Source organism: Rhodococcus sp. C26F, assembly GCF_053345925.1.
In genome coordinates, this window is the sequence record NZ_JBKFBA010000001.1 from 212,442 (window position 1) to 228,723 (window position 16,282).

10 protein-coding genes are annotated in these 16,282 nt (G+C 67.9%); 2 read left to right on the plus strand and 8 right to left on the minus strand.

What is annotated here, in order from left to right:
* Positions 1-76: 76 nt before the first annotated feature.
* The 3 genes from ACLBYD_RS00965 to ACLBYD_RS00975 all read right to left on the minus strand — a co-directional run bounded on the left by ACLBYD_RS00965 (position 77) and on the right by ACLBYD_RS00975 (position 6,978).
* Positions 77-1,528, minus strand: coding sequence for a glutamate synthase subunit beta (locus ACLBYD_RS00965; protein WP_447815059.1), 1,452 nt, complete (start codon positions 1,526-1,528; stop codon positions 77-79).
* Positions 1,521-6,116: a glutamate synthase large subunit gene (gene gltB, locus ACLBYD_RS00970; protein ID WP_447815060.1), complete on the minus strand. Its 4,596-nt coding sequence runs from the start codon at positions 6,114-6,116 to the stop codon at positions 1,521-1,523. The genes ACLBYD_RS00965 and gltB overlap by 8 nt, the downstream gene beginning before the upstream one ends.
* A gap of 301 nt (positions 6,117-6,417) precedes the next feature.
* Positions 6,418-6,978, minus strand: coding sequence for a TetR/AcrR family transcriptional regulator (locus tag ACLBYD_RS00975; RefSeq protein WP_447815061.1), 561 nt, complete (start codon positions 6,976-6,978; stop codon positions 6,418-6,420).
* A gap of 68 nt (positions 6,979-7,046) precedes the next feature.
* Here ACLBYD_RS00975 and ACLBYD_RS00980 point away from each other — a divergent pair, with 68 nt between their 5' ends.
* Entirely contained in the window at positions 7,047-8,090 is a 1,044-nt protein-coding gene (locus tag ACLBYD_RS00980; RefSeq protein WP_447815063.1) for an FAD-dependent monooxygenase, read from the plus strand.
* A 129-nt stretch (positions 8,091-8,219) separates the two neighbouring features.
* On the opposite strand, the gene ACLBYD_RS00985 is transcribed toward ACLBYD_RS00980, so the two are convergent.
* From ACLBYD_RS00985 to ACLBYD_RS01005, 5 genes are all read right to left on the minus strand, one after another.
* Positions 8,220-10,337: a catalase gene (locus tag ACLBYD_RS00985; protein ID WP_447815064.1), complete on the minus strand. Its 2,118-nt coding sequence runs from the start codon at positions 10,335-10,337 to the stop codon at positions 8,220-8,222.
* 80 nt (positions 10,338-10,417) lie between these two features.
* Complete coding sequence (locus ACLBYD_RS00990; RefSeq protein WP_447815065.1) at positions 10,418-11,899, minus strand: carboxylesterase/lipase family protein; 1,482 nt, start codon at positions 11,897-11,899, stop codon at positions 10,418-10,420.
* A 136-nt stretch (positions 11,900-12,035) separates the two neighbouring features.
* Positions 12,036-12,692 carry a superoxide dismutase family protein gene (locus ACLBYD_RS00995; protein ID WP_447815066.1) on the minus strand — a complete coding sequence of 219 codons (657 nt, stop codon included), beginning with the start codon at positions 12,690-12,692 and terminating at the stop codon, positions 12,036-12,038.
* 86 nt (positions 12,693-12,778) lie between these two features.
* A complete protein-coding gene (locus ACLBYD_RS01000) occupies positions 12,779-13,525 on the minus strand; it encodes a Clp protease N-terminal domain-containing protein (protein WP_447815068.1) in 747 nt (248 codons plus the stop codon).
* A 49-nt stretch (positions 13,526-13,574) separates the two neighbouring features.
* Positions 13,575-14,996 (minus strand): wax ester/triacylglycerol synthase domain-containing protein, encoded by a 1,422-nt coding sequence (locus ACLBYD_RS01005; protein WP_447815069.1) that lies wholly within the window; start codon positions 14,994-14,996, stop codon positions 13,575-13,577.
* Positions 14,997-15,217: 221 nt separating this feature from the next.
* On the opposite strand from ACLBYD_RS01005, the gene ACLBYD_RS01010 reads away from it, so the two are divergent.
* Positions 15,218-16,273, plus strand: a complete 1,056-nt coding sequence (locus ACLBYD_RS01010; RefSeq protein ID WP_447815070.1) for an ABC transporter substrate-binding protein — start codon at positions 15,218-15,220, stop codon at positions 16,271-16,273.
* The last annotated feature ends 9 nt before the right edge of the window (positions 16,274-16,282 follow it).

Here is a 16,282-nt window from a genome sequence, read left to right on the forward strand (position 1 = left end):
TCGTACCTCGTTCAGCGCTGCGACGCTGGAGCGCTCAACTCTCCGGCGCCACTCGGACGCCGGCAGATTCCCGCGCTCAGCGCTGCGGCATCGTGGTGGTCGCGATCGGCGCCGGCAGTGCCGTCTCGCCCTCGAGGAAGCTGTCCACCGCAGCGGCGCACGCGCGACCCTCGGCGATCGCCCAGACGATGAGCGACTGTCCGCGACCCATATCGCCGGCGACGAAGACACCGTCGACGTTGGTGGCCCACTCCGACGAGCGGGCGACGTTGCCGCGCTGGTCGAAGTCGACACCGAGATCGGTGAGCAGACCGGGCTTCTCGGCACCGGTGAAGCCCATCGCGAGCAGCACCAGATCGGCCTCGAGTTCGAAGTCGCTGCCTTCGACCTTCTCGAAGCGACCGTCGACCATCTGCACCTCGTGTGCCTTGAGCGCGGTGACCTTGCCGTCCTTACCGACGAATTCCTCGGTGTTGACGGAGAAGACGCGCTCGCCGCCCTCCTCGTGCGCCGACGAGACGCGGTACATGAGGGGGTAGGTCGGCCACGGGGTGGACTCGGCGCGCTGCTCCGGCGGCCGCGGCATGATCTCGAACTGGTGGACGCTCTCCGCACCCTGACGGTGCGAGGTCCCCAGGCAGTCGGCGCCGGTGTCGCCACCGCCGATGATGACGACCTTCTTCCCCTCGGCCGTGATGGTCGGGGCCGGCAGGTCGCCGAGCTGCACGCGGTTGGCGATCGGCAGGAATTCCATCGCCTGGTGGATGCCGTCGAGCTCGCGTCCGGGGATCTGCAGGTCGCGGGCGACGGTCGCGCCGCCGGCGAGCACCACGGCGTCGAACTGCTCGCGCAGCTCGTCGGCGGTGATGTCGACACCCACGTTCACGCCCGGCTTGAAGACGGTGCCCTCGGCCTCCATCTGCGCGAGACGGCGGTCGATGAAGCGCTTCTCCATCTTGAACTCGGGGATGCCGTAGCGGAGCAGACCACCGATGCGGTCGGCCCGCTCGAACACCGTCACCGAGTGACCGGCACGCGTGAGCTGCTGTGCCGCAGCGAGACCCGCGGGCCCGGAGCCTACGACCGCAACCTTGCGGCCGGTGAGCTTCGACGGCGGAACCGGCTTGACGCGGCCGTCGTCGAAGGCCTTCTCGACCAGCTCGACCTCGACCTGCTTGATGGTCACCGGGTCCTGGTTGATGCCGAGCACGCACGACGCCTCACAGGGCGCCGGGCAGAGCCGGCCGGTGAACTCGGGGAAGTTGTTCGTGGCGTGGAGACGCTCGATCCCGTCCTCCCACTTGCCCTTGTAGGCGAGGTCGTTCCACTCGGGGATGAGATTCCCGAGCGGGCAACCGTTGTGGCAGAAGGGGATACCGCAGTCCATGCAACGGCTTGCCTGGGTCCGGAGGGTGTCGAGCGGGAACGGCTCGTAGACCTCCTTCCAGTCGAGGAGTCGCAGCGGGACGGGCCGGCGGACCGGCGTCTCGCGGGAACCGTGCTTGAGGAAACCGGTGGGATCAGCCACGAGCAGCCTCCATGATCGCCTCGTCCACGTTCGCACCACGGATGGTGGCGTCCTTGATAGCCATGAGTACCTTCTTGTAATCGCGAGGCATGACCTTCGCGAAGTGGCTGACCTGTTGTGACCAGTCGGCCAGGATGCGGGCTGCGACCTCGGAGCCCGTTTCGTCACGATGCCGCTCGACGGCGCCCTTGAGCCACGCGAAGTCCTCGCCCTCGAGATCCTCGAGGTCGACCAGCTCGGTGTTCAGGTTGTTCTCGAAGTCCTTGTCCGGGTTGTACACGAACGCGACACCACCGGACATGCCCGCACCGAAGTTGCGGCCGGTCTTGCCGAGGATGACGACCTTGCCACCCGTCATGTACTCGCAGCCGTGGTCGCCGACGCCTTCGACGACGGCCGTGGCTCCGGAGTTGCGGACCGCGAAGCGCTCACCCGCGATGCCACGGATGAGGACCTCACCCGAGGTGGCACCGAACAGGATGACGTTGCCGGCGATGATGTTGTCCTCGGGCACGAAACCCTCGGCCGCATTGTGCGGCGGGCGCACGATGATGCGACCACCCGACAGGCCCTTGCCGACGAAGTCGTTCGCGTCGCCGTTGAGCCGCATCGTGATGCCGCGCGGGACGAACGCACCGAAGCTGTTGCCGGCCGAACCCGTGAAGGTGATGTCGATCGTGTTGTCCGGCAACCCTTCCGCACCGTACTTCTTGGTGAGCTCGTGGCCGAGCATCGTGCCGACGGTGCGGTTGACGTTGGTGATCGGAGTGTCGAACGAGACCGACGTACCCGACTCGAGAGCGGGCTGCGCTTTCGCGATCAGCTCGTTGTCGAGTGCCTTGTCGAGAGCGTGGTACTGCTCCTTGGTGCAGTGCATGTCCTGCTCCCCGTAGATCGGGGAGGTGACCTTCTCGAGCAGCGGCGACAGGTCGAGCTTCGACGCGCGATGGTGCTCGACGGCCTTGCGGGTGTCGAGGACGTCCACCTGGCCGATGGCCTCGTCGAGACTGCGGAAACCGAGCTCGGCGAGGTACTCGCGCACCTCTTCGGCGATGTACAGCATGAAGTTCTCGACGAACTCCGGCTTGCCGGTGAACCGCTTGCGCAGCACCGGGTTCTGCGTCGCGACACCCACGGGGCAGGTGTCGAGGTGGCACACGCGCATCATGATGCAGCCCGAGACCACGAGCGGCGCGGTCGCGAAACCGTACTCCTCGGCGCCGAGGAGAGCGGCGACGACGACGTCGCGGCCGGTCTTCATCTGGCCGTCGACCTGCACGACGATGCGGTCGCGCAGACCGTTGAGCATCAGCGTCTGCTGGGTCTCGGCGAGACCGATCTCCCAGGGAGCACCCGCGTGCTTGAGGGAGGTCAGCGGCGACGCGCCGGTACCACCGTCGTGACCCGAGATGAGCACGACGTCGGCGTGTGCCTTCGACACACCCGCGGCGACCGTGCCGACACCGAGCTCGGAGACCAGCTTCACGTGGATGCGGGCCTTCGGGTTGGCGTTCTTCAGGTCGTGGATCAGCTGCGCGAGATCCTCGATCGAGTAGATGTCGTGGTGCGGCGGCGGCGAGATCAGGCCGACGCCGGGCGTCGAACCACGGACCTCGGCGACCCACGGGTACACCTTGTGCGGCGGCAGCTGGCCGCCCTCACCGGGCTTCGCGCCCTGCGCCATCTTGATCTGGATGTCGGTGCAATTGCTCAGGTAGTGCGCGGTCACACCGAAGCGACCCGAGGCGACCTGCTTGATCGCCGAGCGCCGCCAGTCGCCGTTCTCGTCCGGGGTGAAACGGCTCGGATGCTCGCCGCCCTCACCGGAGTTCGAGCGGCCACCGAGACGGTTCATCGCGATCGCGAGGGTCTCGTGCGCCTCGGCCGAGATGGAGCCGTAGCTCATCGCACCGGTCGAGAAGCGCTTGACGATCTCGCTCGCCGGCTCGACCTCGTCGAGCGGCACCGGCGGGCGCACGCCCTTCTTGAACTCGAACAGACCACGCAGCGACGCGAGTCGCTCCGACTGGTCGTCGACGAGCTTCGTGTACTCCTTGAAGATCGAGTACTGGCCGGTGCGGGTCGCGTGCTGGAGCTTGAACACCGTGTCCGGGTTGAACAGGTGGTACTCGCCCTCACGACGCCACTGGTACTCGCCACCCACCTCGAGCTCGCGGTGCGCGCGCTCGGACTGGCGGTCGAGGAAGGCCGTGCGGTGACGGGCCGCGACGTCCGCGGCGACCTCGTCGAGACCGACACCGCCGAGCTGCGACTGCAGACCGGTGAAGTACTCGTCGACGAGTTCCTGCGACAGGCCGATGACCTGGAACAGCTGCGCACCGGTGTAGGAGGCGAGCGTGGAGATGCCCATCTTGGACATCACCTTGAGCACGCCCTTCGAGGCCGCCTTGATGTAGTTGGCGATGGCCTTGTCGAGGGTCATGCCCTCGGGCAGGTCGCCGTTCTGCAGCAGCTCGTCGATGCTCTCGAACGCCATGTACGGGTTGACCACGGCCGCACCGAAACCGCACAGGGCGGCGATGTGGTGGACCTCGCGGGCGTCGCCGGCCTCGACGAGCAGACCGACCTTGGTGCGGGTCTTCTCGCGGACGAGGTGGTGGTGCACCGCGGAGGTGAGCAGCAGCGACGGGATCGGCGCCAGCTTCTCGTCGGACTCGCGGTCGGACAGCACGATCAGGCGTGCGCCCTTCTCGATGGCCTGCGAGACCTGCTCGCGGATCGAGGCGAGCGCGCGACGCAGACCCTCACCACCCTCCGCGACCGGGTACAGGCCGCGGATGATGACGCTGTTGAAGCCGGGGAACTGCTTCTCGTCGTTGACGTGGATGAGCTTCTGCAGGTCGTCGTTGTCGATGACCGGCGCACCGATGAGGATCTGCCGGCACGACGCCTCGGTCGGGTTCAGCAGGTCGCCCTCGGGGCCGAGCATGCCGCCCATGCTGGTGACGATCTCCTCGCGGATCGCGTCGAGCGGCGGGTTGGTGACCTGGGCGAACAGCTGCGAGAAGAAGTCGAACAGCTGACGCGGACGCGACGACAGCACGGCGATCGGCGTGTCGGTGCCCATCGAGCCGAGCGCCTCGGCGCCGGAGGCCGCCATCGGCTTGACGAGGAGGTCGACTTCTTCGCGGGTGTAGCCGAAGACCTGCTGCCGCAGCACGACACGCTCGTGCGACATGTAGGTGTACTTGCTCTCGGGCAGATCCTCGAGACGGGTGACGCCGTTGGCGACCCATTCCTCGTAGGGATGCTCGGCGGCGAGCTCGCGCTTGATCTCCTCGTCCTCGACGATGCGGCCCTTGGCCGTGTCGACGAGGAACATGCGGCCCGGCTGCAGGCGACGCTTGCTGACGATCTTCTCGGTGGGGATGTCGAGCACACCCACCTCGGAGGCCATGACGACGAGGCCGTCGTCGGTGACCCAGGCACGCGAGGGGCGCAGGCCGTTGCGGTCGAGCACGGCGCCGATGACGGTGCCGTCGGTGAAGCACACCGAGGCCGGTCCGTCCCACGGCTCCATGAGGGCCGCGTGGTACTCGTAGAACGCGCGACGTGCCGGATCCATCGAGTCGTGGCGCTCCCACGCCTCGGGGATCATCATGAGCACGGCGTGCGGCAGGCTGCGACCACCGAGGTGCAGCAGTTCGAGCACCTCGTCGAAACGCGCGGTGTCGGACGCACCCGGCGTGCAGACCGGGAAGATCTTCTCGAGCTTGTCGCGACCGCCGAAGACCTCGGTGTCGATGAGTGCCTCACGGGCGCGCATCCAGTTGGCATTGCCCGTGACGGTGTTGATCTCGCCGTTGTGCGCCACGCGGCGGAAAGGATGCGCGAGCGGCCACGACGGGAACGTGTTGGTGGAGAACCGCGAGTGCACGAGACCGAGGGCCGAGACGACGCGCTCGTCCTGCAGGTCGCGGTAGAAGCCCTTCATCTGGGGCGTGGTGAGCATGCCCTTGTAGACGAAGGTCGACGCCGACAGGCTCGGGAAGTAGACGGTCTCGCTGCCGGGACCGTCCTCGCCCGCGCCGTGGTGGCCGAGCTCGTGCTCGGTGCGCTTGCGCACGACGTACGCGCGGCGCTCGAGCTCGAGGCCGGTGAGCGCGCGGGCGCCGGAGGCGATGAAGATCTGCCGGAAGGTGGGCATGGCGTCCTTGGCCATGGAACCCAGCTCGGACTCGTCGATCGGCACCTCGCGCCAGCCGAGGACCTCGAGGCCCTCTTCGGCGACGATGCGGTCGACCTCGGCGGCCGCGGCATCGGCCTTGGCGGTGTCCTTGGGCAGGAACGCGATACCGGTCGCGTATGCGCCTTCGGCGGGAAGATCGAAGTCGACGACCTCACGGAAGTAGGCGTCGGGGACCTGGATCAGGATGCCGGCGCCGTCGCCGGTGTTCTGTTCCGCTCCCGCTGCACCGCGGTGTTCGAGATTCACCAGGGCGGTGATCGCCTTCTCCACGATGTCGCGACTGCGACGACCGTGCATGTCGACGACGAACGCGACGCCACAGGAGTCGTGCTCGTTCGCCGGGTGGTAGAGCCCTCGAGGCCCGGGGAGATGAGTCATACCTAGCCTTCGTTGATGCGATAGCACCGACGACCAGCAGCGCTGATGGCCATCTACTGCCGTAGACGGGTATCGGCCGGGTGCCCGATACCTTCGACATCGCCAGTATCCGCTCATCCGCGACGGTGCGGGTGCCTTTTTCGGCAGCACGAGCGTGGACCCGGCGACCGGTGGGACGTCGTGGTCCCACCGTCTTCGAAACGAACGATATGCCAGGTGGCGGGGGGTAATGCAAGCAAGCCTGCCCTATTCTCCCGCCCACCTGCGGAAACGCAGCCGTAACGCACCGGAATCGCGGGCGTCACCCTGCCGTGGAAAGCAGAATTCGCACCATTCGGGACACGCCGTCGCGTAGGTCCGGCCCGTCGTCGTGCGAGGTGCAGCGATGCAGGATCAGTCCGTCCAGGTAGTCGATGAGAACCCGCGCGGCGGTGGCGGAATCGTCGACGCCGAGGCCCGCGAGCACGGTCCCGATCCATCCGCGCAGTTCGCTGCGGCGGGTCTCGACCCCGGCACGCAGTTCGGGCGTCGCCATCGCCTCGAGGAACATCGCGAAGCGTGCGCGGGTTCGCACGAGGTCGTCCCCCGTCACGAACATCACATAACCGTGCATCAGGTCTTCGAGCTCACGCGCGTCTCCCGGCAACGCGGCGCCGATCGCCGCGAGCTGGACCCGATCCTGCTCGAGCAGTCTGTCGAGCACACCTTCGACGAGGGCGTGACGGGTGCGGAAGTAGTTGGATGTGGAGCCGGCGGGTACGCCCGCGACCGCATCGACGCGGCGGTGAGTGAGGGCCCGCAGCCCCTCGGTGCCCACCAGAGCGATCGCGGCGTCCACGACCAGGGTGCGTTTGTCGGTCACGCACCCGATCCTACGACCCTCACTACATAAGTAGTGACTGGACACTACAGAAGTAGTACGGTGGCGGCATGGCCACGCGACAGGGCAAAGCAGCAGTAGTCGGCGGAGGGATCGGCGGGCTCACCGTCGCCAACGCGCTCGTCCGGCGCGACTGGCACGTCGACGTCTTCGAACGCGCACCCTCCCTCCCGGAGACGGGCACCGCGCTCGGTATGTGGGCCGAAGCCCTCGACGCCCTGACCACCGCCGGCTGCGGCTCCGGCCTCGGCGGGCAGGTGGAGAAGCTCGGCGTGCTGCAGGACGGTGCGGCCTTCCTGCGATGGGACGGGCGGGTGATCGGACGCATCCGCAGCATGGCGCGTCCCGTCGTCCTGCTCTCGCGGCCGAAACTTCTCACGATCCTGGCCGAGGGGCTGCAGTCCGATCTCATACGGTTCGGAGCCCCGGCTCCCGAGTTGTCCGATCTCGCCGCCTACGACGTCGTCGTCGCGGCGGACGGCATCAACAGCGCGGTGCGCGACCGGTTGTTCGGCCCCTCCTACCGTCCCGTGCACACCGGCTACTGCGCGTGGCGGGGTTGGGTACCGGGTATCGCATCGACGGCGAGCGAGTCGTGGGGACCGGGCGCACTGTTCGGCATCACTCCGCGCGACGGGGATCTGACCAACTGGTTCGCCGCCGTGCGCGCCCCGGCCGGCGGAGCGGGGAGCATCGACGAACTGCGCGAGCGTTACCGCGACTGGCACCCGGCCGTGCGCGACGTGCTCGACCGGATCGACCCCGCCGACGTGCTGCACCACGATCTGTACGAATCATCCCCGCTGCCGTCCTTCGTCCACGGCAACGTCGCATTGATCGGTGACGCCGCTCACGCGATGGCACCGAATCTCGGTCGCGGCGCGTGCGAGGCGATGATCGACGGCGCAACACTCGCGGTCCTGCTGTCCGAGCATCCGGTGGCCGAGGCGCTGGAGCGGTACGACCGCGCCCGGCGGCGCCGCACCCAGCGACTGGTGCGTGCGTCCCGAGTTCTCGCCCGGGTGGCGACCGCACGCCGGTTCACGGCTCTGCGCGACCCGTTCGTGGGCGCGGCGGCGCGATTCACCCGATGATGCGATTTGCGCCCTGACCTGGGCTTAAATAACAACTGGCCGCAGCGATGAGAATCAGCTGCGGCCAGAGGTAACGAAAGAATAACTTGGGGCACCCGAACTTCGGAAGACGAGCTCAGGTGAGGTCTGTCACACGGCGTCTCGATCCCACACGCGGTGGGTACCCAGCAACTCCAGCACCTGCGCGACGGCCGTTTCGGGTCCGTCCACGAGCTCGACACCTGGTGCCTTCAGCTCCTCCAGTGCCGCCGCACCGGCTCCCCACGCGGCCAGTGCCTTGTGATGCCGGAACATCTCGTCGACGAGGATCCGGACCCGGGTGTCGGGGACGGTCGTCGCCATGATCACGGCGTCGAACTCGATCGAGCGGGCCGTGAGGAAGGTGCGCGAGATCGGTACGACTCCCCCGAGCATCCCGCCGTGCGGGGCGACGACCAGCGGGACGCAGTCGGCCGCGTCCACGGCCTGCACGGCCGCGAGCACCTGATCGACGTCGGTGGTGTCGTCGGCGACGATGCCGATCAACCGGCCCTGCACGGGCCACGTCTTGCCGACCTGCGCCAGCGCGGGGCTCTGCGGGAGATCGGAGACCTCGACGGTCGGCTTCGGAGCGGGCAGACCGAGACCGGCCGCCACCTTCTCGCACAACCCGGTGTCGATGTTCGCCAGGATCTGCAGCTGCCGTTCCTTGATGGACTGCTCGTAGCACTTGCCCAGCTCGAAGGTGTAGGCGTACGCCACGTGGTCCTGCTCGATCTCCGACAGGCTCAGGTAGAACTGGCGGACCTGCGTGTAGTGGTCGTCGAACGACCGGGAGACCTCACGCTCCTTCTTCGCCGCCGGTACCTCCACCGGCAGGTCGACGAAGGCACCTTCGGTGACACCGGCCATGAACGGGCATCCCGCGTCGAGCGAGTTCGGCTTGTACGGAGCGACACCCGTGTGGACGGCGTGCTGGTGGAAGCCGTCGCGGAACATGTCGTTGACGGGTGCGTGCGGGCGGTTGATCGGGATCTGCCCGAAGTTCGGTCCGCCGAGTCGCGTCAGCTGGGTGTCGAGGTAGGAGAACAGACGGCCCTGCAGCAGCGGATCGTCGGTGACGTCGATGCCGGGGACGAGATGGCCCGGGTGGAAGGCGATCTGCTCGGTCTCGGCGAAGAAGTTGGTGGGGTTGGCGTTGAGGACCATCGTGCCGATGATCTGCACGGGCGCGAGTTCCTCGGGGACGATCTTGGTGGGATCGAGCAGATCGATCCCCTCGAAGGTCTGTTCCGGGGTGTCCGGGAAGACCTGCACACCGAGATCCCACTCGGGGTAGGCACCGGCTTCGATCGCGTCGGCGAGGTCGCGGCGGTGGAAGTCGGGGTCGAAACCGTTGATGAGCTGGGCTTCCTCCCACACCAGCGAGTGCACGCCGAGGCGCGGCTTCCAGTGGAACTTCACCAGCGCGGTGTCGCCCTCGGCGTTGACCACGCGGAAGGTGTGGACGCCGAAGCCCTCCATCATCCGGTAGGAGCGCGGGATGCCCCGGTCGGACATGTTCCACATCGTGTGGGCCGTGGCCTCGGTGTGGAGCGAGACGAAGTCCCAGAAGGTGTCGTGGGCGCTCTGCGCCTGCGGGATCTCACGATCCGGGTGCGGCTTGCCCGCATGGATGATGTCGGGGAACTTGATGGCGTCCTGGATGAAGAACACCGGGATGTTGTTGCCGACGAGGTCGAAAGTGCCTTCCTCGGTGTAGAACTTCGTCGCGAAACCGCGGGTGTCGCGCACCGTGTCGGCCGAGCCACGGGAGCCGAGCACCGTCGAGAACCGCACGAACACCGGTGTCTCCACGTCCTTCTGGAGGAACTGGGCACGCGTGATCGAGCTCGCGGCACCCGTCGCGCGGAAGACGCCGTGGGCGCCGGCGCCGCGGGCGTGCACCACCCGCTCCGGGATGCGTTCGTGGTCGAAGTGGGTGATCTTCTCGCGGAAATGGTGATCCTGCAACAGGATCGGTCCGCGTCGACCGGCTTTGAGGGAGTGGTCGGTATCCGTCAGCCGCGCACCCTGAGCCGTCGTCAGGTACTCCCCCTGCTGGGCACGACCGCGCGGCAGATCCGCGAGAGTACCGGTGGCCGTCCTGACCTCGGGCTCGGCCTGATCCGGCTTGGGCTCGGGCGGAGTCGTGGGCGTCGTGGGTTCCTCCACGGGCGGCACGGTGGACGAAGGAACACCGGGGATCTTCGGGGTGTCGGCGGGCATGGGAACTCCGATTCGTGGCTGTCGTCTGGGCTGGACACGTCTTTCCCACGACTACCCGGGACGACGTAGATCAAACTCGGTCAGCGAATTCCGTCCCACAGCGTCCGCAGATCGGCTTCGTGGTCGTCGACGGTCGTACACGTGTCACCGAAGAGCATCTCGGTGCGTTCGTCCCCGTAGGGCGGCCATCCCGGCGAACCCGTGGTCGCGAAGTCCACCCACGCCCGGTGCATCCGCGTCGCCGGCTCCTGCGGAGGCGCGGAACCCGCGAGCGTCGCGGCCTGAGGGAGATGGAGATTGTCGAACACGAAACCGATGTCGAGCGCGTGGGTCGCGCCGAGCCGGCCGTCGAACAGCGGCGACTTCCAATCGAACCGGTAGACATGGGTTTCGGCGTCGTGTGCGGCACGCGCCTCCGCGACGCGGAGCACCGGGATGCGGTACATCCAGTCGCGCACGATGTGCATGGCCGTATCGCCGGGGCGAGCATCGGGACGAGCGCGACGGTAGGCGTCGAACGCCTCCGGATCGGTGAGGCCGTAGGCGGCGGCGAGTCCGCGCGCAGCGGCCTCGTCGAGCAGTCCGTCGACTCCGAGAGGCACGAAGAACAGCGTCATCTCGTCGTCGTTGTGGCCGATGAGCACATCGACGTCGGATCCCGCGCCCTTCCCCACGAGGTCGATCGGCCGGCCCGGGAGCACGGTCCCGTCCACGCACGGTTCGAAGGCCATCGAGTCGGTGGCGATCTCACCCCATGTCGCCGGGTCGCGCTCACCGCGGATCCGGACCGTGAGACGTTCCTGCGCGTCGACGAGCACCTTCGGCTCGATCCCGGCGAACGCCGCGCGGGTGGGGGCGACGCCGAGCATGTCGCCCAGGGCGCCGGCGACCGTCCGCGCGGTGCCGGCCGACATCACCGAATGTCCGGCGCCGCTCTGGGCGATCGCGCGACGGAACAGCCCGCGCGCGGCGGGCATCGCCAGCAGCGAGACCACACTCATCGCCCCCGCGGATTCACCGGCGATCGTCACGCAATTCGGATCACCGCCGAAGGCCGCGATGTTGTCGCGGACCCATTCGAGGGCGGCGACCTGATCGAGGAGACCGCGGTTCGCCGGAGCGTCGTCGAGGAGCGCGAATCCCTCTGCGCCGAGTCGGTAGTTGATGCTGACGAAGACGACGCCATCGCGTGCGAAGTTCGCACCGTCGTACAGCGCCACCGCGCTGCTGCCGTGCACGAACGCGCCACCGTGGATCCACACGATCACGGGCAGCGAGCCGGAGAGATCGGGACTCCACACGTTGAGTCCGAGAACGTCCTCGCCCGGGATCGACGGTTCGTGCAGGAGCTGATCGATCGGTGGGGCGTACGGCGCCTTCGGGGCGGTGGGGCCGAACTCGGTCGCGGGGCGCACGCCGTCCCATCGGGGAACAGGTCCGGGCGCTGCGAATCTCAGCTCACCGAAAGGCGCGGCGGCGTACGGGATGCCCTTGAAGACTGCCGTGCCGCCGACGGTCGTACCGCGTACTCGTCCGCCGGTGGTGTCGACGACGGGTTCCATCCACGCTCCTCCTTCACCGGTTCCTGCGTCAGCATGGCACGGAAGTCGTTCGCCCGAGCCCGATTCACGGCACGAGGACGGTCCGGCGGGTGGCGCTCACCCACCGGACCGTCGGGTCGTCACTGCGTCGTCCGGGTCAGAAGTCCTCGTCGATACAGGCGAGCCGGTCGCCGGCCTGTCCTGCCTCACCCGGCGCGGTCATGGTGTGCTGGGCGTGGAGCACCACCGAGTTGGCCTCGTCGTCGCGGAACTCCCAATCGACGGTCGTGGACGCCTCGGCGTTGCCCTGCGTGTCGGTGGTGATGTCGAGCCAGATCTCGTTCTGCGGATTGGCGTAGGCGGGATCGGTGGACGGCGAGTCGGGGTTCGCCGCCGGGTCGACCTGGTTCTGGTAGTGCGGCCCCGAATCGGGCGGGTTCGGCCCGCACCGCTGCGTGTGGACGTGCGCCCCGAAGTCCCGATCGGGTTGCATACCCATCACCCTGAGGGTGACGGTGGTCCGGCCGTTCTCCTCTTCGGATTCGACGTCGAAGGTCGCGCCGACCGGCACAGCCGCTTCGTCGTAGGTGAAGGCGTTGTCGTCGTCGCCTCCCTCGTTCGGGAGCCCGAAGGCGTCGCCACTCATTCCGGGGAGCGGCGTGGGCATGGAATCGGTGGTGGTGGTCGTGAGCGAAGTGGGTGGGGTCTCGACGGTGGCCTCGGTGTCGGTGGACGAGTCGTCGCTGCTGCACCCGGCAGCCACGAGCGTGGCGACGGAGAAGCCCGCGACGAGACATGCGTGACGTGTGTTCATGACTTCGACGTACCCCGAGGGGGCCGTCGGCGAACCTGGCCGTAGGGAACGTGCCTGCGCCACGGGCGCGTAGGTCCCGCCCGGTCCTACGACCCGGTCTTGCCGTCCTCGGCCTGCTGGGCCTCGACGATCGCGGCGAGATCCTCCGCGACTTTCTTCTCCACGGCGCTCTTGTTCACGCCGGCCGCCGAGAGCACGCCGTCGCCGTTCTCGAGTTCGAGGAGCGCGAGGAGGATGTGCTCGGTGCCGATGTAGTTGTGCCCGAGTCGCAGGGCTTCGCGGAAGGTCAGTTCGAGGGCCTTGCGGGCACCCGTGTCGTACGGGACGAGTTCGGGGACGTCGCTCGACGGTTCGGGGAGCATCGCCACGGCGGCCGAGCGCAGCGCCGCGAAGTCGACATCCTGGGCCGCGAGTGCGCGGGCGGCGAGCGACTCGGTGTCGACGAGCAGACCGAGGATCAGATGGACGGGCGTGATCTCGGGGCTTCCCGTGGCACGTGCTTCGTTCATCGACGCCATCACGGTGTTCTGTGCGCGCGGGGTGAACCGTGAGAATCCCTGCTCGGGGTCGAGGTCGTTGTCGCTCTTCGACACGAACCGTTTCTGGGCTGCCTGCTTGGACACGCCCATGCTCTGGCCGATCTCCGACCACGACTTGCCGGAACGTCGGGCCTGGTCGACGAAGTGCCCGATCAGGTGATCGGCGACCTCACCGAGGTGGTCGGCCGCGATGACGGCATCGGAGAGCTGTTCGAGTGGATCGTCGTGGACCTTCTTGATCGCATCGATGAGGTCGTCGAGCCGGATGGGATGGGAAGGACGAATGGGTTCCATGCGTCAACTCTAAGTTGACGCGTGGTTTCCGTCAACCTTGGGTTGACGATCAGGTTTGCGCGGTCGTCGTAGCGGAGAGCGTGACCTCGATGCGCGTGCGCTCGCCTCCCACCGCGAGCACCTCACTGAAGCCCTCCACCAGCGACTCGACGAGGACGGGCAGGTCGGGGACGGCGGCGGAGTCGGCGTTGATTCCGATGCAGCAGTGGCTCGTGTGCGACATCAGCGTGATGTTGACGGCCGAGCCGACGGTGGGAGCGAACGGGTAGTACCTCAGCACCTCCGCCCCGGCCATGTACAGCGGGATCGGGGAACCCGGGACGTTCGACGCGAGAAAGTCGATGTGCTCGAGGATCCCACCCAGCACACCGGCCGGGAGCACGTTCAGCACACCCGCGATTGCGGACGAGAGCGGCACGGCCGGTTCGTCCCGCCACGACCGGACGATCCGGTCCACCCGGTGCATCGACGCGACCGGATCGGCGACATCGAGGGGAAGAGCGAACCGCGCCAGAGTGATCCGGTTTCCTCCGATCGCGTCACTCTCGCGCCGGAGACTGATCGGCAGCGTCGTCCTCAGTTCGGCGACCTGCGCGCCGTGCCGGGAATGGTAGTGCCTCAGCCCCAACAGGATTCCGGCCAGGAAGGCGTCGTTGAGCGAGGAGTCCGCTGCCCGTCCGGCCTGCCGCAGAGCGTCGAGCGGCAGATCGAGGGCCGCGACCTCCCGAACGGTGCTGCGGCCGACCATCACCGGGGACAGCGTCGTGAACACCGGTTGCACGAACCGGGCCGTCGAGCGGGCCGTGTCCACCACGCTGCGCAGCGCTGCGACCGGATTCGTCACCGACCTCAGACCGGAACGCACGAGCCACGGCACACCCCTCCCCACCATCTCGCCGGCCGTCGAGAGGTACCAACCCACGGAATCGGCGAGATTCGATGCCGGAGCCGAGGTCGGCGGATCCTCGGGCAGTGGCCCGCGGTCGGTACCGTCGCGCTCGAAGTCGACCATCTCGTTCGCGATCTGGATGCCACCGATGCCGTCGGTGAGCGAGTGGTGCACCTTGAGAACGATCGCGGCGCGACCGTCGTCGAGGCCGTCGACGATCGTCGCCTCCCAGAGGGGACGGTCCTTGTCGAAGGCCGACATCGCCGCGGCGCGCACGAGCGGGAGCACGGCGTCCAATCCCCCGGGATGCGGGAGCGCGATGCGCCGCAGATGCCAGGACAGCTCGAAGTCGGGGTCGTCCACCCATCGCGGTGGGGTCCGCCCGAACGGGGATTCGACGAGCTTGCGGCGGAAGCTCGGCACCGCACGTGTTCCGCGCTCCATCATCCGGACGAAGCGCTCCTGGTCGGGTGACCGGTCGAGCAGAGCCACCGCGACGATCGTGGACCGCAGGACGGGGTCCTTCTCCATCCGCCAGGACATCAGATCCGGCTGCGACATGTGCCGACCGTCCGCACCCATGCGCACCACCTCCCCCGCCTCCGGTTCTCCTCGCACGGTAACCGCCGCGATGTGCGGATACCGGCGATATCGGCCCGCGAACAGCACCGATGGGCCGGATCGAGGACCTTTCGCTCACGCTGACGCAAACCCTGGCCCCCCGCCGACGGATCGCACAGGATCGGTGACGACTTCGACGCCGTCGAAGTTCGCTCCCCATCGCCAGAACCGTGAGGAAGTCCATGCCCCGTCTACGTCGTGCCGGATCGACGGCCATCATCGCGCTCCTTCTGACCGCGGTCGCGGCATGTAGCTCCGGTTCCTCGGGCGACGGCCTCGCTTCCGACAGCGCGCTGCCCACGGAGATCCCGGCGGGCACCAAGCTCGTCATCGCCGACCAGGGTGAGCGGCAGCTGTCCCTCCTCACCGGCTCCGGACAACTCGACGCGCTGCCGTTCGAGTACGAGTTCGCGACCTTCCAGGGCGCGCCCGCGATCCTCGAGGCCTTCCGCGCCGACGCGGTCGACGTCGCGTGGGCCGGCGAGATCATGACCGTCCAGTCGCTGGTCGCCGGTGACGACGTGCAGGTCGTCGCGGCCATGCAGACGAACAACAGCCTCAACATGGGCATCGCCCCGAATGCTTCGGACATCACGACGCTCGCGGACCTGAAGGGCAAGCGCATCGGCTACGCCGAGGGCACCTCGCAGCAGGCCTTCGTGCTCCGCGGCCTCGACAAGGCCGGCCTCTCGGTCGACGACGTCGAGCTCGTGTCGATGTCGCTGCCGGACTTCCCGGACGCACTGCGCTCCAACCAGATCGACGCCGCCCCGATGAGCGAGCCGGTCTTCTCCCGGTACATGCAGACCCCGGGTGCGACGTCGCTGCCGCGCCCCGAGATCGAGGACCTCAGCGAAGGCATCTCGTACCTCTACTCGAGCAAGAAGGCCCTGTCCGACCCGGCGACCGCCGCAGCGGTCCGCGCCTACGTCACCGCGTACATCACGTCCGTCGACTGGGCCAACAACAACCGCGACGCGTACATCGACACCCACTTCGTGAAGAGCCAGGGCCTGACGGCCGAGGACGGCGAGCGCATCCTCGACACCTCCGGGATCACCACCTTCCCGCACCTCGACGAGGAGCTCATCGCGACCCAGCAGCACACCATCGACGTGATCGATGCCGCCGGTGAACTGCCCAAGCCCGTCGACGCCGCCGACGCCTTCGATCTGCGCTTCGACGAGGTCGTCACCGAAGCGGTCGCCGAGACCGGCGCCTCCCACACCCGCAGCTGACCTTCCGAG